Here is a 20,641-nt window from a genome sequence, read left to right as displayed (position 1 = left end):
CGCCTCCCGTTAAGGTCGGGCCCATGCGCCCCGACGATCACGACCTCCGCCCCGCGACCCGCGCCGATCTGCCCGCGGTCCTGGCCCTGCTCGCCGACGAGGACCGGGTCGTGGACCCGGCGGCCGTGGTCGTGACGGAGGCCTACGAGCGGGCCTTCGCGGCGATCGACGCGGACCCGCGCAACGAGATGCTGGTGCTCGTGGAGCCGGCCGGCACGGTCGTGGGCTGCCTCCAGGCCACGTACATCCCGGGTCTCGGCAAGGGCGGCGCCGAGCGCGCGCTGATCGAGGCGGTGCGGGTGCGCGCCGACCGGCGGGGGACGGGGCTCGGTCGGGCCCTGATGTCCCGTGCGATCGACCGGGCCCGCGCGCGGGGCTGCGCCCTCGTCCAGCTCACCAGCAACAAACAGCGGTCGGACGCCCATCGGTTCTACGCGGGGCTCGGGTTCGCGCGCAGCCACGACGGGTTCAAGCTGACCCTGTAGCCGCGCGCCGACGTCTCACGCGGCCTGTGCCACGCCGAGCAACCGCACGGCCGCTTCCGGAAGTTCGCGTCCCTTCGGCCACACCGCGTGCAGCAGGCGGCGCAGCGGGACCGCCGGGTCGACCTCGATCTCGCGCAGCCGGCCGTGGTCCACGTCCTCCTGCACGGCCAGCGCCGAGAGCACCGCAGGGGCCAGCCCCTGGGCGGCCGCGCTGCGCAGGGGTGCGGTGGAGCCCAGTTCGAGTATCGGCACCGCCACACCGTCGTACGGGCGCAGCGCCTTCTCCAGCGTCTCGCGGGAGCCGGAGCCTGGTTCTCTCAACAGCAGGGGCGTGTCGGCGAGTTCGCGGCCGGTGAGCGGGCGGCGGCGCCGGGTCCAGGGGTGGCCCGGGGCCACGACGACGGCGAGGCGGTCGCGGCCGACGACCGTGCGGTGCAGATCGTCCGGCACCCAGGGCCCCTCGACGAACCCCAGGTCACAACTGCCGCGGCGCAGCGCCTCGATCACCCCGGAGCTGTTGGTTACGGTGAGCCCGACGTGGGTGTCGGGCGCCTCCTCGCGCAGCGCGACCAGCCAGCCCGGCAGCAGTTCCTCGGCGATGGTCAGGCTCGCGGTGACCAGGAGCCGGTGGTCCTGCCGGGAGCGCAGCGCGGCGGCGCCCGCGACGAGTGCCTCCGCCTGTTCCAGCAGGGAGCGCGCCCAGTCGCCGACGACGGCGCCGGCGGGCGTGAGCCGCGAGCCCGAGGTCGAACGGTCCAGCAGCCTCAGCCCCAGACGCCGCTCCAGCGTCCGCATCCGGGCGCTCGCGGACGGCTGGCTGATACGCAGCCGCGCGGCGGCCCGGCCCAGGCTCCCGGTCTCGGCGACACAGACCAGCAGCTGGAGGGCGTGCAGGTCGGGGAGCGGGCGCGGGGCGCCGTCGGCGGCGCGATCAGTGGGGCGGTCGGCGGGACGGTCAGCCGGCCGGTCGATGGGGCGGTCGGCGGGTCGGTCTGACTCCGAGGTCATCGGCGGGCTCGTACGGTCATAGCCGAACCCTACGGTCATAGCCGAACCCTATGACCTGCCCACAAGATCGCGTCTAGTGGGCTCCCCGGGCCCGGCGCACGCTGAGATCCATGGTTCTCATCGGTCCGCCACGCCCCCGCCGCACGACGGCGCCGCCCGCCGCGCCCCGCGCGGAGCGCCTCGCCCCGGGCCTCGCGCTCGCCGCGGCGGGGGTGGCGTTGGCGTACGGGATCCACCGGCTGCTGCCCGCCGTACCGATGCTCACCGCGGCCGTCGTCCTCGGCATCGCCGCGGCCCATCTGCCGGGCGCCGCCACCCTCGTACGAGGTGTCGCGCGGCCCGGGCTGTCCATGGCGGGCAAGCGGCTGATGCGGCTCGGCATCGTGCTGCTCGGCCTGAAGCTGAGCCTCGGCGACGTGGCCGGTCTCGGGTGGCGGGCGCTGGTCATGGTGGCCGGCGTCGTCCTGGTCACGTTCTTCGGGACCCAGTGGCTGGGCCGCCGGCTCGGCCTCTCCGCCGATCAGTCCCTGCTGGTCGCCACGGGTTACGCGATCTGCGGCGCGTCCGCGATCGGCGCGGTCAGCGGGGTGCTCGGCGGCGGGTCCGGCAAGGACGGGAACGACGAGCGGCGCGAGGCGGAGGTCGCCTCCTCGGTCGCCCTGGTCACGCTCTGCGGCACGCTCGCCATAGCCGTGCTTCCGCTGCTGCGGACCCCGCTCGGCCTGGACCCCACGGAGTTCGGGCGCTGGGTCGGCGCGAGCGTCCACGACGTCGGGCAGGTCGTCGCCACCGCCCAGACGGCCGGCCCCGAGGCGCTGACCGAGGGCGTCCTGGTCAAGCTGATCCGGGTCGCGATGCTGGCGCCGCTCGTCGCGGGCGTCGCCCTGAGCCGCCGCCGGGCCCACACCGGCCCCGCCGCGTCCGGCCGCGGCCCCGCGCTGCTCCCCCTCTTCGTCGTCGGCTTCCTGGCGATGGTCGCCCTGCGCACCACGGGCCTGCTCGGCACACCGCTCCTCGACGCGGCCGCCCTCGTCCAGGAACTCCTCCTGGCCGCAGCCCTGTTCGGCCTCGGCAGCGCCGTCCACCTGCCGACCCTGGCCCGCACGGGCGGCGCCCGCACGGCCCTGCTCGGCCTGGCGTCCTGGGTGCTGGTGGCGGGGGTGTCGTACGCGGGGGTGCTGCTGACGGTCTGACCGGCCGAGACCGTGCGGCCGCCGATCCGCCAGGGCGTGTCGGTCAAGTCCCGTCGTCCACCCGGAGGGCTGGACTTCGCGGACCCGCGCTAGCCCGCGTCCTCTCCGGGCCGGCCGCGCAAATACGTGAGAACCACGAGGGTGGGCGCGGTGATCACCGCGAGCGCCCTTCTCGCGGTCCGCGCAGCCACGCTGCCCGCCTCCTTCGCCCTGCGCACCCGGCCGGTGGAGCTGGCGGGCATGCGCGAGCAGACGGGATCGGTCGGGTAGCGCCCGCTCAGTCCCCGATGACGAACTGGAGGTGCCGCCTGAGCTCGCCGGCTACCCGCTCGTGGTCTCCACCGGCGGGGACGCGCCCGTCGGTGTCGATGTCCCGCTCGTAGGCGAGCTCGGAAGTGAAGCGAATGAGGTCAGGGGTCGGCAGATACACGTCGCGAAGCCACAGGATGAACGAGGCGGCTTCATCGACTGTGGTCGAGCTCAGAGCGATCGTGTCGCGGGACTCGTTGTCGGCGAATCCGTCGAACTCCTCCCCCTCCGCCGTCATGGCCCAGAAAGACAGCCGCCCCGGATGTTCGCCCTCCTGCCGGTGGCGGACCTCGGGAAAGGCGTCCTCGAGCGCCAGGCCGAACGCGGCCAGGTCCAGATTCCAGCCTTGCGGGCTCTTCGCCGGCGCATAGAGCAGGTACGCGGTGTTGTACGCGTCGATATCCACGGGCGGTCTCCCTCTGGGCTACTCGACGTACGGCGATGCGCCCCCTGGATCACCACGGCATCCCCCTGCGAAGCACCATGCCTTGAGCAACAGAAAACCCCAGGCCGGATGCATCCGACCTGGGGTTCTGAGCTGAGCCGCCTTCGGGATTCGAACCCGAGACCTACGCATTACGAGTGCGTTGCTCTGGCCATCTGAGCTAAGGCGGCGCCGCCGCGCGCACCGGAGTGCGTCAGCAACGTCGCCAATCCTACACGGTCCCCGGGGGTGCTCCGCGCACCCTTTTAGCAGCGCTTTCCGTCCTTCGGCGGGGTGCCGGTCAGGAGGTAGTGGTCGATCGCTCCGTCGATGCAGGTGCTGCCGCGGCCGTACGCGGTGTGGCCGTCGCCGTCGTAGGTGAGGAGGCGGCCGGAGGAGAGCTGGGAGGCGAGGGACTTGGCCCAGGGGTAGGGGGTCGCGGGGTCACGGGTGGTGCCGACCACGACGATCGGGGCGGCGCCCTTCGCGGTGATGCGCTGCGGGGCACCGGTCGGCTGCACCGGCCAGTACGCGCAGTTCAGCGACGCCCAGGCGAGGCCCGCGCCGAACACCGGGGAGGCCTTCTCGAAGTCGGGCAGGGACTTCTCCACCTCGGCGGGGGAGGTGAACGCCGGGGGCGCGTCCAGGCAGTTCACGGCGGCGTTCGCGAACATCAGGTTCGTGTACGAGCCGTCCGGGTCGCGCTCGTAGTAGCTGTCGGAGAGGGCGAGCAGGCCCGCGCCGTCCTTCTTGTCGAGGGCCGCGGTGAGCGCTTCGCGCAGCTGGGGCCAGGCGCCCTCGTCGTACATCGCGGCGATCACGCCCGTCGTCGCGAGGGACTCGCCGAGCTTGCGTCCGTCGGGGTCGCCCGCGGCCAGCGGCTTCGCGTCGAGGTCCGTGAAGAACTTCTTCAGGCGCTCGCCGGCCTGCGCCGGGGTGCCCTTGCCGAGCGGGCAGTCGGAGCGTTCGACGCAGTCCTTCGCGAAGGACTGGAACGCGGTCTCGAAGCCGGCGGTCTGCTGCATGTTCAGCTCGCGCGCCGACAGCGACGGGTCCATCGCGCCGTCGAGGACCAGGCGGCCCACCCGCTCCGGGTACAGGCCCGCGTAGGTCGCGCCGAGGAACGTGCCGTAGGAGGCGCCCACGTAGTTCAGCTTCTCGTCGCCGACGGCCGCCCGCACGAGGTCCATGTCGCGGGCCGCCTCGACGGTCGACACGTGCGGCAGCACGTCCCGCGAGGTCCGGTCGTGCGTCGCGCAGCCCTGCGCGAAGTCCTGGAACGACTTGCTCAGATCCGTCCGCTCGGCCGCGTCGTCCGGCGTGATGTCGGTCTGCGTGTACCGGTCCATGGCGCGCCCGGAAAGGCAGGTCACCGGCTCGCTGCGGGCGACGCCGCGCGGGTCGACGGCGACCATGTCGTAGCGGGCCCGGATCCGCTCGGGGTAGCCGATGCCCGCGTACGACTGGAGGTAGCCGACGGCCGAGCCGCCCGGGCCGCCCGGGTTGACCAGGAGGGAGCCGAGGCGCTTACCGGGGCCGGTGGCCTTCTTCCGGGAGACGGCGAGGTCGATGTCCCCGGCGCCCGGCTTGTCGTAGTCGAGCGGCGCCTTGAGCGTGGCGCACTCGAAGCCCGGGGCACCGCACTCGCGCCACTTCAGGGTCTGGTCGTAGTACCTGGTCAGGTTCTGCGGCGTGGACCGGGGCAGGGCGGTGAGCGAGGCGTCGGCGGAGTCCGCGGGCTGCGGCGAACAGGCCGCGATGCCCGTCAGCAGCAGGCCTGTGGCGGCGGCCAGGAGGGCGGATCGTCGACGGCGGGCGGGTCGGGTCAGGCGCCTGGAGTGCATCGGGCGAGCGTAACGCTCCGCGCGCCTACCGTCACTTTACGTACCCGGCGGTCCTGGGCGGGCCTGCTTGATTTCGGCTGCGGCTCCGGTGGGGGCTGATCGCGCAGTTCCCCGCGCCCCTGAAGGCCTGCGGCTTCGCCGCGCCTTCCCCGACACAGGCACCCCGCACCTTTCTCGGGGAAATGCGACCCGAAGGGTCTGCATTTCAGGGGCGCGGGGAACTGCGCGAGAAGCCCCACCGGAGCCGCAGCCACCGACCGACCCCGACCCCCACCCCCTGACTCACCCCGCGCGCAGAGCCATCGTCATCGCCTCCACCGCCAGCAGCGGAGCGACATTGCGGTCAAGAGCCTCGCGGCACGCGGCGATCGCCTCGATGCGGCGCAGGGTCGACTCGGGCGAGGTCTCTCTGGCGAGGCGCTCCAGGGTGTCCTGGACGTCCACGTTCGCCAGCGCCACCCGCGAGCCGAGCTGCAGCGCGAGCACGTCGCGGTACACGCCGGTCAGCTCGGTGAGGGCCAGGTCCAGACTGTCCCGCTGCGAACGCGTACGGCGGCGCTTCTGCTTGTCCTCCAGGTCTTTCATCACGCCGGCCGTGCCGCGCGGCATACGTCCGCCGCTCTGCGCGCCGAGCGCCGCCTTCAGCTCCTCGGTCTCCTTCGCGTCGACCTCCTCGGCGAGCTGCTTGGAGTCCTCGGCCGCCGCGTCGACCAGCTCCTGCGCCGCCTTGAGGCACCCGCCCACGTCGGCGACGCGCAGCGGCACCTTCAGGACGGCGGCCCTGCGCTCCCGCGCGCGCGGGTCCGTGGCCAGGCGCCGGGCGCGGTCGATGTGGCCCTGGGTGGCGCGCGCGACGGTGGCGGCGACCTCGGGCTCGATGCCGTCACGCCGTACGAGCATGTCGGCGACGGCGTCGACCGCCGGGGTCGACAGGGTGAGCAGGCGGCAGCGGGAGCGGATCGTGGGCAGCACGTCCTCCACCGAGGGCGCGCACAGCAGCCAGACCGTACGGGGGGCGGGCTCCTCGACGGCCTTCAGCACCGCGTTCGCCGACTTCTCGTTCAGCCGCTCGGCGTCCTCGACGAGGATCACCTGCCAGCGGCCGCCGGCCGGCGACGTGTACGACTTGCGGACCGTGTCCCGCATGTCGTCGGCGAGGATCTGCGTGCCGACCGCGGCCACCGTCGAGACATCCGCGTGCGTGCCGAGCAGCGCCGTGTGGCAGCCGTCGCAGAAACCGCAGCCCGGCGCCCCGCCCAGCGCACGGTCGGGGCTGACGCACTGCAGCGCCGCGGCGAACGCGCGCGCGGCCGTGACCCGCCCCGCGCCCGGCGGCCCCGTGAACAGCCACGCGTGGGTCATCTTCGACGCGGCGGGCGGCTCGGTGCCCTGCGCCGCCGCCGTCACCAGGGCGTCCGCGTCCCGCGCTGCCGCGTCCAGCGTCCCCGCCACGCGCTCCTGACCGACCAGGTCGTCCCACACGGTCATGCGCCACCGCCCTTTCCTCGCACTCCCGCCATTGTGCCGGGCGCGACTGACAGCCCCCGAACGACGGCCCCCGAATTCCGGCTGACAACCCAGCCCCGGCGGGATTGGATACGGCGATGAGCGATCCACGTACCGGCCTGCGCGTCGAGGCCCTCGATTCCACCAGTGGCGAGGCGGCACTCGCCGACTGGCGCCACGTGCACAACACCGTCGTGCCCGTCGCCTCGGCCCTGCTCTCCCCCGAGGACGTCCGCGACCGCGCGGGGCGCAACCTCATGGAGGTCGCCTACGCCGCCGACGGCACTCTCGTCGGCTGTACGACCGTGCGGCCGCCCCGCGACGGAGGCGCCGCCATGGTCATCTCGCGCGTGCTCCCCGAGCACCGCGGCCAGGGCATCGGCACCGTGCTGTACGAGCGGGCGCTCGCCGCCGCCCGCGCGCGGGGCGCCGAAGCGATCGAGACCTGTGTGCTGACGTCGAACACCTCGGGCCTGCGGTTCGCCGAGCGGACCGGGTTCACGGTCGAGGTCGACCGGTACCGGCTGGACGGCGACACCGTGGACTGGGTGGAGCTCAGGCTGGCCTGAGCCCCACCGTCACCGGAGGAGCGGACTCAGCGACGGCGGCGCCGCCCGCGCTCGTCCTCGGGCTCGTCGTCCAGCCCGCCGAGCAGCTCGTCCGCGAGGGACGGCAGGTCGTCCAGCGGCGTCTCCTCCGCCCAGTCCGGGCGGGGGCGGCGCGGCCGGCCCTGCTCGTCGACCTGCGGGAGTTCGGCCGTGCGCTCGTTCGCCCGCTCCGGCGCGGCGGGCCGCTCGTCACGGAAGTAACCCGGCGGGACCCGGTCGGACGTCTCCTGGACCTGCGGCAGCACGGCCGTCTCGTCGGCGTCGGGGCGCGGCAGCTGCGCCGTCTCCTCGGCCTCCCGCACGGGCGGCTTCGGCATGACCGTGGTCTCCTCGGCATCCGATCCGGCCGCCTCGGGCCGCACGATCGGCGTCGGGACGGTCGTCTCGTTGTCCGGAACGTCCGGCGCGGAAGGCGCGGAAGGCGCGGCAGGCGCGGCAGGCGCGGCAGGCGTCTGCGGGGCGGCCGGGGCGGCCTTGGGGCCGGACTCCGGAAGCTCGACCTTGCGCAGGTTCGTCGTCGGCGTGTGCGCACTGCGCTGGGCCGCCTGCGCGGCCTGCGCGGCGAGCCGGCGGGCCTCCTCCGCGCGCAGCAGCGCCTCCTCGGCCTTGCGCTGCTTCTCCAGGCGGCGCTCCTCGGCCTCGGCCCGCAGCCGCGCCTCCTCCTCGGCCTCCTTGCGGCGCCGCTCCTCCTCGGCCTTGCGCGCCTTCTCCTCGGCGAGCAGGCGGGCCTGCTCCTCCTCGGCCTTGCGGCGGGCCTCCTCGGCGCGCTGCCGGGCCTCCTCCGCCTGGCGCTCGGCCTCGACGCGCTGCGCCTCCTCCAGCTCGCGGCGCTGACGCTCCTCCTCCTCGGCGCGCAGCTTGGCGAGCTGCTCCTGGCGCTCGCGCTCCAGGCGCTCCTCCTCGGCCTTGCGCGCGGCCTCTTCCTCGGCCTTGCGCCGCGCCTCTTCCTCGGCGGCCTTGCGGGCCTCTTCCTGGGCCTTGATCTCGGCCTCGGAGAGGGGCAGCAGCTGGTCGAGGCGGTGCCGGATGACGGTGGTGACGCCTTCGGGCTCCTGGCCCGCGTCGACCACCAGGTAGCGCCCGGGGTCGGCGGCGGCCAGCGTGAGGAAGCCGGAGCGCACGCGCGCGTGGAACTCCATCGGCTCCGACTCGAGCCGGTCCGGCGCCTCGGTGAACCGCTCGCGCGCGGCCTCGGGGTCGACGTCGAGCAGCACGGTCAGGTGCGGGACGAGTCCGCTGGTGGCCCAGCGGTTGATCCGGGCGACCTCCACGGGCGACAGGTCGCGGCCCGCGCCCTGGTAGGCGACGGACGAGTCGATGTAGCGGTCGGAGATGACGACGGCGCCGCGCTCCAGGGCGGGCCGTACGACGGTGTCGACGTGCTCGGCGCGGTCGGCCGCGTACAGGAGGGCCTCGGCGCGGTGGGACAGGCCGGCGCTGGAGACGTCGAGCAGGATCGAGCGCAGCCGCTTGCCGACGGGGGTCGCTCCGGGCTCGCGCGTGACGACGACCTCGTGGCCCTTGGCGCGGATCCACTCGGCGAGCGCCTCGGCCTGGGTGGACTTGCCGGCGCCGTCGCCGCCCTCCAGGGCGATGAAGAAGCCGGTCGCGGCGGGGGCCTGCGCCGGATCGTTCCCCCCGAGGAGGGCGTCGCGCAGGTCGTGGCGGAGCGGGACGCCGCTGCGGTCGTCGGTCTTGGCGAGGACGAGCGCGGCGACGGGCAGCAGCAGCGCGCCGACCAGCATCAGTGTGAACGCGGCGCCGCCGTGCGCGAAGACGAACTTGCCGTTCTCCAGGCGGTGCGGGCCGATGAGCGCGGCGAGGACCGGGGCGAGCAGCACGCCGAGCGCGACGGAGACCCGTACGACGGCCTGGAGGTGCTCGGTGGTGCGGGACCGGCGGTACTCCTCGGTCTCCTGGTCGAGCAGGGTGTGGCCGGTGTTGGCCGCGACGCCCGCGGTGACGCCGGCGAGGGCGACGACGAGGAGGACGGTGGTGACGTCGGGGATGAGGCCGGCGGCGAGCAGGGCGATCCCGGTCAGCGCGATGACGAGGGCGAGCAGCCGGCGCCGGGACAGCGCCGGGAGCACGGCGGGCGCGGTGCGGATGCCGACGGCGGTGCCGCCGGTCAGGCCGAGCACGAGCAGCCCGAAGGTGACGGGGCCGCCGCCCAGGTCCTTGGCGTGCAGCACGGAGACCGCGACGGCGGCGGAGATCGCTCCGGCGATCGCGGCGCAGGCGAGGACGAGCAGCGGGATCGCGCCGGTGCGGCCCTTGTCGACGCCGGCCGCGGTCTTGGGCCGGCGCAGGCCCTCGAGCGGCGAGCGGGCGCGCGGGGTCTGGGTGTCCGGCAGCTCGAGGAAGAAGACGACGGACAGGGAGGCGGCGAACAGGCCCGCGCCCACGTAGGAGGAGAGCGCGGCCTGGTGCAGCGAGAACCAGTCGACGCCGGCGCCGATCAGGTTCTGCACGAGCGAGACGAGGACGAGGGCGGCGGCCGCGAGCGGCACGGCGAGGAACGTGGTGCGCAGCGAGAGGCGGCGCAGGGCGTCCAGATGGTCGGGCAGCGGCCGGATCGCGGCGCCCTCCGGGGGCGGCGCGGGCAGCAGCGCGGGCGCCGCGCTCTCCTTGGCGACGGTCCAGAACCGCTCGGCGACGCCCGAGACGAAGGCCGTCACGAGGAGCAGCGCCAGGGCGTTGTCCGGCGTCCAGTCGATCCACAGGGGGGCGACGATCAGCAGGGCGGCGCGCAGTCCGTCGGCGCCGACCATGGTCCAGCGCCGGTCGAGCGGGCCGCCGGGCGTGGTCAGCGCGGTGAGGGGGCCGAGCAGCACGGCGCCGAACAGCAGCGTCGACAGGATCCGCGCCCCGAACACGGTGGCGACGGCGAAGGCCACGCCCCGGTAGCCGCCGCCGAAGGACTCCTGGGCGATGGCCGCCTGCAGGGCGAGCACCACGAGCACGAGCAGCCCGAGTACGTCACCGACCCCGCCGACGAGCTGGGCGGACCACAGCCGCTTCAGCTGCGGTACGCGGAGCAGAGCGCGCACCGCACGCTCTCGGGAATCCGCCACCAGGGCGTCGTCGGGGGCCGTGTGGGGGGCCGTTGGCTGCTCGGCACGGGTCATTCGTCCAGCCTATCGGGACGCGCCGACAGCCATGGCCCCTGCCCGAACAAATGCCCGGGAGCAGGAAGGACGCCGCCGGGAACGCGAAAAGGGGCGCCCTGAGGGCGCCCCTTTTCGCTGTCGCGGACCCGTCCTACTCGGCGGGCGCCGTCTTCTTGGCCGCGGTCTTCTTCGCCGCGGTCGTCTTCTTGGCGGTGGTGGTCTTCTTGGCCGCCGTCTTCTTCGCCGCCGTCTTCTTGGCGGCGGTCTTCTTGGCCGGAGCCTTCTTGGCGGCCTTCTTGGCCGTCTTCTTGGCGGGGCCCTTGGCGCGCTTCTCGGCGAGCAGCTCGTAGCCGCGCTCCGGCGTGATGTCCTCGACGGAGTCGGCCGAGCGCAGCGTCGCGTTGGTCTCGCCGTCGGTGACGTACGGGCCGAAGCGGCCGTCCTTCACGACGACGGGCTTGCCGCTGACCGGGTCCTCGCCGAGCTCCTTGAGCGGGGGCTTGGCGGCGGCGCGGCCGCGCTGCTTGGGCTGGGCGTAGATCGCCAGGGCCTCTTCGAGCGTGATGCCGAAGATCTGGTCCTCGGTCTCCAGGGAGCGCGAGTCCGTGCCCTTCTTCAGGTACGGCCCGTACCGCCCGTTCTGCGCGGTGATCTCGACACCCTCGGCGTCGGTGCCGACGACGCGGGGCAGCGACATCAGCTTGAGCGCCTCGTCGAGGGTGACCGTGTCGATGGACATCGACTTGAAGAGGGAGGCCGTGCGCGGCTTGACCGCGTTCTTCCCCGTCTTCGGGGTGCCCTCGGGGAGCACCTCGGTGACGTAGGGGCCGTAGCGGCCGTCCCGGGCGATGATCTGGTTGCCGGAGACGGGGTCCGCGCCGAGCTCGAAGTCGCCGCTCGGCTTGGCGAGCAGCTCCTCCGCGTACTCGACGGAGAGCTCGTCGGGCGCGAGGTCGTCGGAGACGTCGGCCTTCTGGTAGCCCTCCTGGTCGCGCTCGCCGCGCTCGATGTACGGGCCGTAGCGGCCGACGCGCAGCACGATCCCGTTGCCCACGGGGAAGGACGAGACCTCGCGGGCGTCGATGGCGCCCAGGTCCGTCACGAGCTCCTTGAGGCCGCCGAGGTGGTCGCCGTCCCCGTTGCCCGCGGAGGACGCGGAGCCGGAGTCGTCGCCCTCGCCGAAGTAGAAGCGCTTGAGCCACGGCACGGACTGGGCCTCGCCCCGCGCGATGCGGTCGAGGTCGTCCTCCATGCGGGCGGTGAAGTCGTAGTCGACGAGCCGGCCGAAGTGCTTCTCCAGCAGGTTGACCACGGCGAAGGACAGGAAGGACGGGACGAGCGCCGTGCCCTTCTTGAACACGTAGCCGCGGTCGAGGATCGTGCCGATGATCGACGCGTACGTCGACGGGCGGCCGATCTCGCGCTCTTCCAGTTCCTTGACCAGCGAGGCCTCGGTGTAGCGGGCCGGCGGCTTGGTCGCGTGGCCGTCGACCGTGAGCTCCTCGGCGGACAGCGCGTCGCCCTCGGCGACCTGCGGCAGGCGCCGCTCGCGGTCGTCCAGCTCCGCGTTCGGGTCGTCGGCGCCCTCGACGTAGGCCTTGAGGAAGCCGTGGAAGGTGATGGTCTTGCCGGACGCGCTGAACTCGGCGTCGCGGCCGTCGGCGGAGGTACCGGCGATCTTGACCGTGACGCTGTTGCCGACCGCGTCCTTCATCTGGGAGGCGACGGTCCGCTTCCAGATCAGCTCGTACAGCTTGAACTGGTCGCCGGTCAGACCGGTCTCGGCGGGCGTGCGGAAGCGGTCGCCGGAGGGGCGGATCGCCTCGTGGGCCTCCTGCGCGTTCTTGACCTTGCCGGCGTAGGTGCGCGGCTTGTCCGGCAGGTAGTCGGCCCCGTACAGCTGCGTGACCTGGGCGCGGGCCGCGGACACCGCCGTGTCGGACAGCGTCGTGGAGTCCGTACGCATGTAGGTGATGAAGCCGTTCTCGTACAGCTTCTGGGCGACCTGCATGGTCGCCTTGGCGCCGAAGCCCAGCTTGCGCGAGGCCTCCTGCTGCATCGTCGTCGTACGGAACGGCGCGTACGGCGAGCGGCGGTACGGCTTCGACTCGACGGAGCGGACCGCGAACGACGTGTTCTCCAGGGCGGCGGCGAGCGCTCGCGCGTTCGCCTCGTCCAGGTGCAGCGTGTTCGCCGAGCCGGCCTTGAGCTGTCCGAGGGAGTCGAAGTCGCGGCCCTGGGCGATGCGCTTGCCGTCGACCGCGCTCAGGCGGGCGACCAGCGACGACGGGTCGGACGGGTCACCGGCCCGGCCGGTCGCGAAGGTGCCGGTCAGGTCCCAGTACTCGGCGGAGCGGAAGGCGATGCGCTCGCGCTCCCGCTCGACGACGAGACGGGTGGCCACGGACTGGACGCGGCCCGCCGACAGGCGCGGCATGACCTTCTTCCACAGGACCGGCGAGACCTCGTAGCCGTAGAGGCGGTCGAGGATGCGGCGGGTCTCCTGGGCGTCGACCATGCGCTTGTTCAGCTCGCGCGGGTTGGCGACGGCGGAGCGGATCGCGTCCTTGGTGATCTCGTGGAAGACCATCCGGTGGACGGGAACCTTGGGCTTCAGGACCTCCAGGAGGTGCCACGCGATGGCCTCGCCCTCGCGGTCCTCATCGGTGGCGAGGAAGAGCTCGTCGGAGTCCTTCAGCAGGTCCTTGAGCTTCTTGACCTGCGCCTTCTTGTCGCTGTTGACGACATAGACGGGCTGGAAGTCGTGCTCGACGTCGACGCCGAGGCGGCGGACCTCACCCGTGTACTTCTCGGGGACCTCCGCCGCGCCGTTGGGCAGGTCGCGGATGTGCCCGACGCTCGCTTCGACGACGTATCCAGGGCCGAGGTAGCCCTTGATCGTCTTCGCCTTGGCGGGCGACTCGACGATGACGAGTCGGCGGCCGCCCTGTGCGGTCTCGCTGGTCGGGGACAACTTCGCTCTTCTCTCCGGTCGGCGGTTCGGGCCGTTCTGGTCGGTCGGGTCCGGTGTGCGGCGCACTGCTTCTGCGGCACTGCTGCGGAGTGTGACGGTACCTCCCGCCGGTGTGTCAAACGGGAAAAGCACGCAGCAGCCACTCGGAACGGTAACCCGACTCTTCTTGATCCTGCCCCCGGACCGGGGAGCGGACGCCCGGCCTCCGGGTGAGCGGAAGATCACTGTGCGTGCCACGTTTCTGTCACGAGCGTCCCTGTTGCGCTGTATTACGCCCCGGTCCGGCGCCCGTGCTCCACACCTTTATCTCCTCCTGACAGGATGGGGGGTGGCTGGGGGAGCCCGGGAGTCTGTCGACTGCGCCACGGGGGGCCTCCGGCTCGTCCCCGAAGGCCCGAAGGCCACGCAGGCCCATCCCGACCGCAGGAGCCCCTGATGTCCGACAGCAACCCGTACGGCCAGCAGCCCCCGCAGGACCCGAACAACCCGTACGGCTACCCGCAGCAGGGCGCGCAGCCCGGCTACGGCGCCGCCCAGGGCCAGCCCGGCTACGGCTACCCGTACCCCGGCTCCGCCCCGGCCGGCGGCTACGCCCAGCCGCAGCCCGGTGTCCCGGCCGCCTACGACCCGAACGCGCCGTTCGGCTACGACCCCTACGGCCGTCCGTACTCGGACAAGTCGAAGATCATCGCCGGTGTGCTCCAGCTCTTCCTGGGCTCCCTGGGTGTCGGCCGCTTCTACATCGGCAACGTCGGCATCGGCCTCGCCCAGCTCTTCACCTGCGGCGGCTTCGGCATCTGGGCCCTCATCGACGGCATCATCCTGCTGACCAGCAGCAACACCACGGACTCCAACGGCCGTGTCCTCCGCGGCTGACCGCCTGCCGCCGGCCCTGCGGCACCCGGCGGCGGCACCCATCGGGGTCTTCGCCGCCGGTCTCGCGGGCTCGTTCTACCTGTACGGCACCAACCCGCACGAGCCGGGGCACTGGCTGCCGGGCTGCCCGTTCCGGGCCGTCACCGGGCTGCTGTGCCCCGCGTGCGGCGGGACCCGCATGACGTACGACCTGATGCACGGCGAGTTCGCCGCCGCCTGGCACGACAACAGCGCCCTGCTGCTGGCCGCCCCGTTCGCCCTCGCGCTGCTCGGCCGCTGGGCCTGGGAAGGGCTGCGCGGGCGCCGCTGGCGGCCCGGCATCGGTGTGCGCGCCCAGGTGGCGATTCTCGCCACGGCCGTCGTGTGGACCGTGCTGCGCAACCTGCTCTGACGCCGCGTCACACGACGCGGCGCCGGGTCCGGAAACCTCCCGCAGGTCACAAACCCGCCACGAAATCAGGCCTGTGGCCCGAACCTCACGCAAGTGCCCTTATTTTGGGGCCATCTGAGGCTCGCGCAGCCTGTGTCACAGTCCCCACCTGCGCATTCCGCCTCGGCCATCCGCTCGGGCACGCGGCCACGAACCGCGCGCCTTTCGCTGTCCAAGGAGCCTTACGTGTCTCACCCCGCCCAGCCCGGCCAGCCCGGCCAGGACCCCAACGCCCCCTTCGGCTACGACCCGCAGGGCCGTCCTTACTCGGACAAGTCGAAGATCGTGGCCGGCGTGCTGCAGCTCTTCCTGGGCGGCTTCGGCATCGGCCGCTTCTACGTCGGCAACACCGGCGTGGGCATCGCCCAGCTGCTGACCTGCGGTGGCCTCGGCTTCTGGGCCCTGATCGACGCGATCCTGTTCTTCACGAGCAACGACCGCACCGACAGCCAGGGCCGCGTGCTGCGCGGCTGACGCTCCGCCCGCACCACGTACGAGGACGCCCGCCCCGGTACCGACCGGGGCGGGCGTCCTCGTGTTCTCCGTACCTGTGCGGCGGGTTCTCCGTACCTGTGCGGGCGGTTCTCCGTACCTGTGCGGGCGGCCGCTCAGACCCGCGTGAAGCACCACGTCGCGGCCAGCACGGCGAGCAGTCCGGCGCTGCCGGTGAGCACCGCGGCGGCGACCGGACGCACTCCTTCCGCGACCGGTTCGCCCTGTGCGGACCGCACCCCCGTCCACAGCAGCAGTCCCGCCCCGAACAGCGCGAACACGGCACCCGCGAACACCGCAGGCGTACTCTCCATCGCCTTTGCCTCCCCCGGCAGTCGGTGCCGCTTCGGGTACCCAGGGCCGCGAGGCTGGCACGCACGGGGGAACCCCGGGTGAACTCCCGTACAGCGCGGGGCGAAGTCCGGCTAGCCGGCGAGTGCCACCGGCTCGAGGAAGCCCTGCTCGACGAGGGTGCGGATCTGCGCGGGCGTACGGTCGCGCAGCAACACGGGCTCCTCGCCCATCAGTTGCGCGATGGCGTCCAGGATCCGGCCGGCGCTCAGCGTCCCGTCGCACACGCCCGCGAACCCGGCGCCCACCGTGTCCACCTTCGTGGCCCGGCGCATCCCGCGTCCCTGGCGCAGCACGACGTGCTCCGGGTCCTCGGCGCCGGGCAGCCCGACCTGCTCCTGCACGACCTCGCCGGACAGCTTGAACGCCGATTCCAGCAGCGCCGCGTCGTCGTTCGCCCGCAGCCAGTCGACCCGCGCGAAGTGGGCGCGCACGGTGTCGCCGAGCGGCTGCTCGACGGGGTGCGGCCACTCCTCGACGGTGATCGACGGCTCCTCGGCGGCGGCCGCGCTCTTCCTGAGCGTGATCCAGCCGAAGCCGACGGAGCGCACACCGGCGTCCTCGAACGCGTCGAGCCACGCGTCGTAGCGCGCCGCGTACTCGGCCGGGTCGGTGCGGTGGTCACCGGCGTCGCGCAGCCACAGCTCGGCGTACTGCGTGATGTCCTGCACCTCGCGCTGCACCACCCAGGCGTCGCAGCCGCGCGGCACCCACGAGCGCAGCCGCTCCTGCCACTCCTCGCCGTCCACGTGCTGCCAGTTGGCCAGGAACTGGGCGTACCCCCCTTCGTTCAGCCGCTCCCCCGCCTGCTGAACGAGCGTGCGGCACAGATCGTCCCCGCTCATCCCGCCGTCCCGGTACGTGAGCCGGGCGCCGGGCGAGATGACGAACGGCGGGTTCGACACGATCAGGTCGTACGTCGCCTCGCCGACCGGCTCGTACAGGGAGCCCTCGGAGAGTTCGGCGGCCGGGACCCCGCTCAGCGCAAGGGTGAGCGCGGTGATGTGCAGCGCCCGCGCGTTGAGGTCGGTGGCGGTGACCCGGGTGGCATGCCGGGAGGCGTGCAGCGCCTGGATGCCGGAGCCGGTGCCGAGGTCCAGGGCGGAGTCGACCGGGGTGCGCACGGTGATGCCGGCGAGCGTGGTGGACGCGCCGCCGACACCGAGCACGACGCCCTCCTCGCGGCTGCCGATGCCGCCGGCTCCGCCGACCGCGCAGCCGAGGTCGGAGACGATGAACCAGTCCTCACCGTCCGGGCCGCCGTAGGGGCGCACGTCGACGGTCGCCGCGACCTCGGCGCCGTCGGTCTCGCGCAGCCAGCCGCTCGCCACGCACGCGTCGAGCGGCAGCACGTCCGCCAGGCGGGCGCGCGGCACGGGCTGCTGCAGCAGGAAGAGGCGGACGAGCGCCTCCAGGGGGCTCTCGCCGCGGGTCGCCCGCAGCGCGGGCACGGTCTCGCTGCGCGCGAGCGCCGCGTACGCGGGCGCCCCGAGCAGGTCGAGCAGCCCGTCGGCGGTGAACTCGGCTTTGAGCAGCGCGTCGCGCAGGGCGAGCGCGACGTCGGAACGGTCGGCGGCGGGCAGGTTGTCCAGGCTGGTACGACTCACGCTCCCATTGTGACCCGGGAACGGCCGCGCCCCCGGTGCGCGGGGGCACCGGGGGCGTCGTGAGGCGTATGGGGCTGGTGGGGCGGCCCGGAACTCATGGGCTCAGGAACTGAGAAGCCCAGAAGGTCAGGAGCTCAGAACCTCAGAAGCCCAGAAGCAGAAGCTCAGGAGTTCTTGGAGGCGGACGGCGTCGCGGCCGTGCTCTTGCAGCCTTCCTGCTTCTCCATGGCCTTGCCGACCTCGCCCTCCTGCAGCTCGGCGACGGCGTTGTCGCCGTTCTGGCTGAGCTTCGTCAGGCCTTCGCCGATGCCCTCCAGGCCCTTGGCGAACGCGGCCTGGTCACCGGTGTCGAGCGCGTCGACCTTCTTCTTCAGGTCCGCGTAGCCCGTGGAGAGGGCGTCGAGCTCCTTGACGGCGTTCTGCTGCTTCTTCTTGCCGTCGTCGACCGGCGGCGGGCCGGCCTTCTCGACCGCGTCGGCGATGTCGCCGTACGCGTCGGAGAGGTCCTGGAACGCCTTGGAGTCGGCCTTCTGCACCTCCTCCGGCTTGCTGTTCTCCGAGCTGACCTTCTGGATCGAGTCATTGGCGGCCTGGATCTTCTTCGCCGGTGCCACCCGGGCGTCACAGACCTGCTTGGCCCAGGAGTTCAGTTCCTCGTTGCTGTCGTCGCCGCTGCAGCCCGACAGCGCCAGTACCAGTACCGCACCGCCGGACAGTGCGGCCGCGAGCTTCTTGTTCACCGGATTGGTCCCTTCCATGGCTCTCGGCCCCGGAACTTACACGCCAAGTACACGACCATCGCACGCGAGGCGTTAGATATGACCAGTTTCTTCCCCTTTAGGGGCCATTTGCATCAAGGGAGAGAAGGCTCACGGGACACGAAACGGCAAACCCGGGACACGCGAGAGGCGGACGGCCCGTCAATCCGGGCCGCCCGCCTCCGTGTTGACCGCGCACGCACGGTCCTCGGCACGCTCCTAGGGCATTACGGCACCACCGCCGGATCCACCGGATCCGCCTGCTTGGCGGCCGGTCCGGCATCGTCCCCGTCGTCGTCGACCGCGATGCCGCGCCGCTTGGAGACGTAGACCGCGCCGACGATGACGACGAGCGCCAGCACCGCGACCAGGACCCGTACGCCGACGCTCGCGTCGTCCCCGAAGCTGAACTTGACGATCGCGGGCGCGATGAGCAGCGAGACCAGGTTCATGACCTTCAGGAGCGGGTTGATCGCCGGGCCCGCCGTGTCCTTGAACGGGTCGCCGACCGTGTCGCCGATGACCGTGGCGGCGTGGGCCTCGCTGCCCTTGCCGCCGTGGTGGCCGTCCTCGACGAGCTTCTTCGCGTTGTCCCAGGCGCCGCCCGAGTTGGCGAGGAAGACGGCCATCAGCGTGCCGGTGCCGATGGCGCCCGCCAGATACGCGCCGAGCGCGCCGACGCCGAGGGTGAAGCCGACCGCGATCGGCGCCATGACGGCGAGCAGTCCGGGCGTGGCGAGTTCGCGCAGGGCGTCCTTGGTGCAGATGTCGACGACCCGCCCGTACTCCGGCGTCTCCGTGTGGTCCATGATCCCGGGGTGCTCGCGGAACTGCCGCCGCACCTCGTAGACCACGGAACCGGCCGACCGCGACACGGCGTTGATCGCGAGCCCCGAGAACAGGAACACGACGGCGGCGCCGACGATGAGCCCGACCAGGTTGTTGGGCTGCGAGATGTCCATGTTCAGGTTCATCGGCCCGGCGTCGCCGACCTTCTCGCCGACGTCGTGGGCCGCCGAGAGGATCGCGTCCCGGTACGAGCCGAACAGCGCGGCCGCCGCGAGCACGGCCGTGGCGATCGCGATGCCCTTGGTGATCGCCTTGGTCGTGTTGCCGACGGCGTCCAGGTCGGTGAGCACCTGCGCGCCCGTGCCCTCGACGTCGCCGGACATCTCGGCGATGCCCTGCGCGTTGTCGGAGACCGGACCGAAGGTGTCCATCGCGACGATGACGCCGACCGTGGTCAGCAGCCCGGTGCCGGCCAGCGCCACGGCGAACAGCGCCAGCATGATCGAAGTGCCGCCGAGCAGGAACGCGCCGTAGACGCCGAGGCCGATCAGCACTGCCGTGTAGACGGCCGACTCGAGCCCGATCGAGATGCCGGCGAGCACCACGGTCGCGGGCCCGGTCAGCGAGGTCTTCCCGATGTCCCGCACGGGCCGCCGGGTCGTCTCGGTGAAGTACCCGGTGAGCTGCTGGATCAGCGCGGCGAGCACGATGCCGATGGCCACGGCGACGATCGCGAGGATCCGCGGGTCGCCGGACTTGCCGGTGACCTCCCCGATCGCCCCGTCGAGCTCCGCGTACGAGCCCGGCAGGTAGGCGAAGACGGCCGCGGCGACGAGGACGAGCGAGATCACGGCCGACACGAAGAAGCCCCGGTTGATGGCGCTCATCCCGGACCGGTCACTCGCGCGGGGCGCCACGGCGAAGATGCCGATCATGGCCGTGACGACGCCGATCGCGGGCACGATCAGCGGGAAGGCGAGCCCCGCGTCACCGAAGGCCGCTTTTCCCAGGATCAGTGCCGCCACCAGAGTGACGGCGTACGACTCGAAGAGGTCGGCGGCCATCCCTGCGCAGTCTCCGACGTTGTCGCCCACGTTGTCGGCGATGGTCGCGGCATTGCGCGGATCGTCCTCCGGAATGCCCTGCTCGACCTTGCCGACCAGGTCGGCGCCGACGTCGGCGGCCTTGGTGAAGATGCCGCCGCCGACACGCATGAACATGGCGATCAGCGCGGCCCCGAGCCCGAATCCCTCCAGCACCTTGGGCGCGTCGGCCGCGTAGACCAGCACGACGCAGGAGGCACCGAGCAGGCCGAGCCCCACGGTGAACATGCCGACGACGCCGCCCGTACGGAAAGCGATCTTCATCGCTTTGTGCGAGGCGAGCGTGGGATCCTTTCCCGATTTCTCTCCCCCCGCGGCCGCTTCCCGGGCCGCGGCGGCGACGCGCACATTGCTGCGCACCGCGAGCCACATTCCGATATAGCCGGTGGTCGCGGAGAACACGGCGCCGATCAAGAAGAACACCGAACGCCCGGCGCGCTGATTCCAGTCGTCCGCCGGAAGCAGCATGAGCAGGAAGAAGACGACGACCGCGAACACGGCCAGGGTGCGCAGCTGACGGCCCAGATAGGCCTTCGCGCCTTCCTGGACCGCACCGGCGATCTTCTTCATGGAATCCGTGCCCTCGCCCGCCGCGAGCACCTGGCGCACCAGGACTCCGGCCAGAGCGAGCGCCGCGAGCGCGACGACGGCGATGACGATCACGATCAGACGATTGCCGTCCGTCAGGTCCGCGGCCGCGAGATGTGAGGGGATGGAAGGCTCCGCCATTCGTCCTCCTTGACGCTTGGACTGAGCTCAAGACGTGGACGGATT

16 protein-coding genes and 1 tRNA gene are annotated in these 20,641 nt (G+C 72.5%); 6 read left to right on the top strand and 11 right to left on the bottom strand.

Annotated features, from left to right (window positions below; all coding sequences use genetic code 11):
• Nucleotides 1-23: 23 nt before the first annotated feature.
• The gene (locus IAG42_RS19460) at nt 24-485 is read left to right on the top strand and encodes a GNAT family N-acetyltransferase (RefSeq protein WP_188338243.1); all 462 of its coding nucleotides are present in this window, start codon (nt 24-26) and stop codon (nt 483-485) included.
• A 15-nt stretch (nt 486-500) separates the two neighbouring features.
• On the opposite strand, the gene IAG42_RS19455 is transcribed toward IAG42_RS19460, so the two are convergent.
• On the bottom strand, nt 501-1,493 hold the full coding sequence (locus IAG42_RS19455; protein WP_188338242.1) for a LysR substrate-binding domain-containing protein: 993 nt from the start codon (nt 1,491-1,493) through the stop codon (nt 501-503).
• A 110-nt stretch (nt 1,494-1,603) separates the two neighbouring features.
• Here IAG42_RS19455 and IAG42_RS19450 point away from each other — a divergent pair, with 110 nt between their 5' ends.
• Nucleotides 1,604-2,686, top strand: coding sequence for a YeiH family protein (locus IAG42_RS19450; protein WP_188338241.1), 1,083 nt, complete (start codon nt 1,604-1,606; stop codon nt 2,684-2,686).
• Between the two features lie 277 nt (nt 2,687-2,963).
• On the opposite strand, the gene IAG42_RS19445 is transcribed toward IAG42_RS19450, so the two are convergent.
• From IAG42_RS19445 to IAG42_RS19430, 4 genes are all read right to left on the bottom strand, one after another.
• The gene (locus IAG42_RS19445) at nt 2,964-3,401 is read right to left on the bottom strand and encodes a hypothetical protein (RefSeq protein WP_188338240.1); all 438 of its coding nucleotides are present in this window, start codon (nt 3,399-3,401) and stop codon (nt 2,964-2,966) included.
• 135 nt (nt 3,402-3,536) lie between these two features.
• Nucleotides 3,537-3,610, bottom strand: a tRNA-Thr gene (locus tag IAG42_RS19440).
• A gap of 75 nt (nt 3,611-3,685) precedes the next feature.
• Nucleotides 3,686-5,263, bottom strand: a complete 1,578-nt coding sequence (locus tag IAG42_RS19435) for an alpha/beta hydrolase (protein WP_188338239.1) — start codon at nt 5,261-5,263, stop codon at nt 3,686-3,688.
• Nucleotides 5,264-5,545: 282 nt separating this feature from the next.
• The gene (locus tag IAG42_RS19430; RefSeq protein WP_188338238.1) at nt 5,546-6,751 is read right to left on the bottom strand and encodes a DNA polymerase III subunit delta'; all 1,206 of its coding nucleotides are present in this window, start codon (nt 6,749-6,751) and stop codon (nt 5,546-5,548) included.
• 116 nt (nt 6,752-6,867) lie between these two features.
• Here IAG42_RS19430 and IAG42_RS19425 point away from each other — a divergent pair, with 116 nt between their 5' ends.
• Nucleotides 6,868-7,338 carry a GNAT family N-acetyltransferase gene (locus tag IAG42_RS19425; protein WP_188338237.1) on the top strand — a complete coding sequence of 157 codons (471 nt, stop codon included), beginning with the start codon at nt 6,868-6,870 and terminating at the stop codon, nt 7,336-7,338.
• Nucleotides 7,339-7,364: 26 nt separating this feature from the next.
• On the opposite strand, the gene tmk is transcribed toward IAG42_RS19425, so the two are convergent.
• Complete coding sequence (gene tmk / locus IAG42_RS19420; RefSeq protein WP_188338236.1) at nt 7,365-10,505, bottom strand: dTMP kinase; 3,141 nt, start codon at nt 10,503-10,505, stop codon at nt 7,365-7,367.
• A 133-nt stretch (nt 10,506-10,638) separates the two neighbouring features.
• The gene (gene topA / locus IAG42_RS19415; RefSeq protein ID WP_188338235.1) at nt 10,639-13,461 is read right to left on the bottom strand and encodes a type I DNA topoisomerase; all 2,823 of its coding nucleotides are present in this window, start codon (nt 13,459-13,461) and stop codon (nt 10,639-10,641) included.
• Nucleotides 13,462-13,896: 435 nt separating this feature from the next.
• Between topA and IAG42_RS19410 the strand changes: the two genes are divergently transcribed.
• The 3 genes from IAG42_RS19410 (at nt 13,897) to IAG42_RS19400 (ending at nt 15,241) form a co-directional block, all read left to right on the top strand.
• Complete coding sequence (locus tag IAG42_RS19410) at nt 13,897-14,337, top strand: TM2 domain-containing protein (RefSeq protein ID WP_188338234.1); 441 nt, start codon at nt 13,897-13,899, stop codon at nt 14,335-14,337.
• Complete coding sequence (locus IAG42_RS19405; protein ID WP_223206082.1) at nt 14,321-14,728, top strand: DUF2752 domain-containing protein; 408 nt, start codon at nt 14,321-14,323, stop codon at nt 14,726-14,728. Before IAG42_RS19410 ends, IAG42_RS19405 begins: the two co-directional genes overlap by 17 nt.
• 225 nt (nt 14,729-14,953) lie before the next feature.
• Nucleotides 14,954-15,241 (top strand): TM2 domain-containing protein, encoded by a 288-nt coding sequence (locus IAG42_RS19400; RefSeq protein WP_188338233.1) that lies wholly within the window; start codon nt 14,954-14,956, stop codon nt 15,239-15,241.
• A gap of 134 nt (nt 15,242-15,375) precedes the next feature.
• Here IAG42_RS19400 and IAG42_RS19395 read toward each other — a convergent pair whose 3' ends face one another.
• The 4 genes from IAG42_RS19395 to IAG42_RS19380 form a co-directional block, all read right to left on the bottom strand.
• Nucleotides 15,376-15,573, bottom strand: coding sequence for a hypothetical protein (locus tag IAG42_RS19395; RefSeq protein ID WP_188338232.1), 198 nt, complete (start codon nt 15,571-15,573; stop codon nt 15,376-15,378).
• Between the two features lie 111 nt (nt 15,574-15,684).
• Nucleotides 15,685-17,217 (bottom strand): DUF7059 domain-containing protein, encoded by a 1,533-nt coding sequence (locus tag IAG42_RS19390; protein ID WP_188338231.1) that lies wholly within the window; start codon nt 17,215-17,217, stop codon nt 15,685-15,687.
• 164 nt (nt 17,218-17,381) lie between these two features.
• Complete coding sequence (locus IAG42_RS19385; RefSeq protein WP_188338230.1) at nt 17,382-17,975, bottom strand: small secreted protein; 594 nt, start codon at nt 17,973-17,975, stop codon at nt 17,382-17,384.
• A 227-nt stretch (nt 17,976-18,202) separates the two neighbouring features.
• Nucleotides 18,203-20,596: a sodium-translocating pyrophosphatase gene (locus IAG42_RS19380; RefSeq protein ID WP_188338229.1), complete on the bottom strand. Its 2,394-nt coding sequence runs from the start codon at nt 20,594-20,596 to the stop codon at nt 18,203-18,205.
• Between the last annotated feature and the right edge of the window lie 45 nt (nt 20,597-20,641).

Source organism: Streptomyces xanthii (assembly GCF_014621695.1).
GTDB lineage: Bacteria > Actinomycetota > Actinomycetes > Streptomycetales > Streptomycetaceae > Streptomyces > Streptomyces xanthii.
This window is presented reverse-complemented; position numbering and strand designations above follow the sequence as displayed.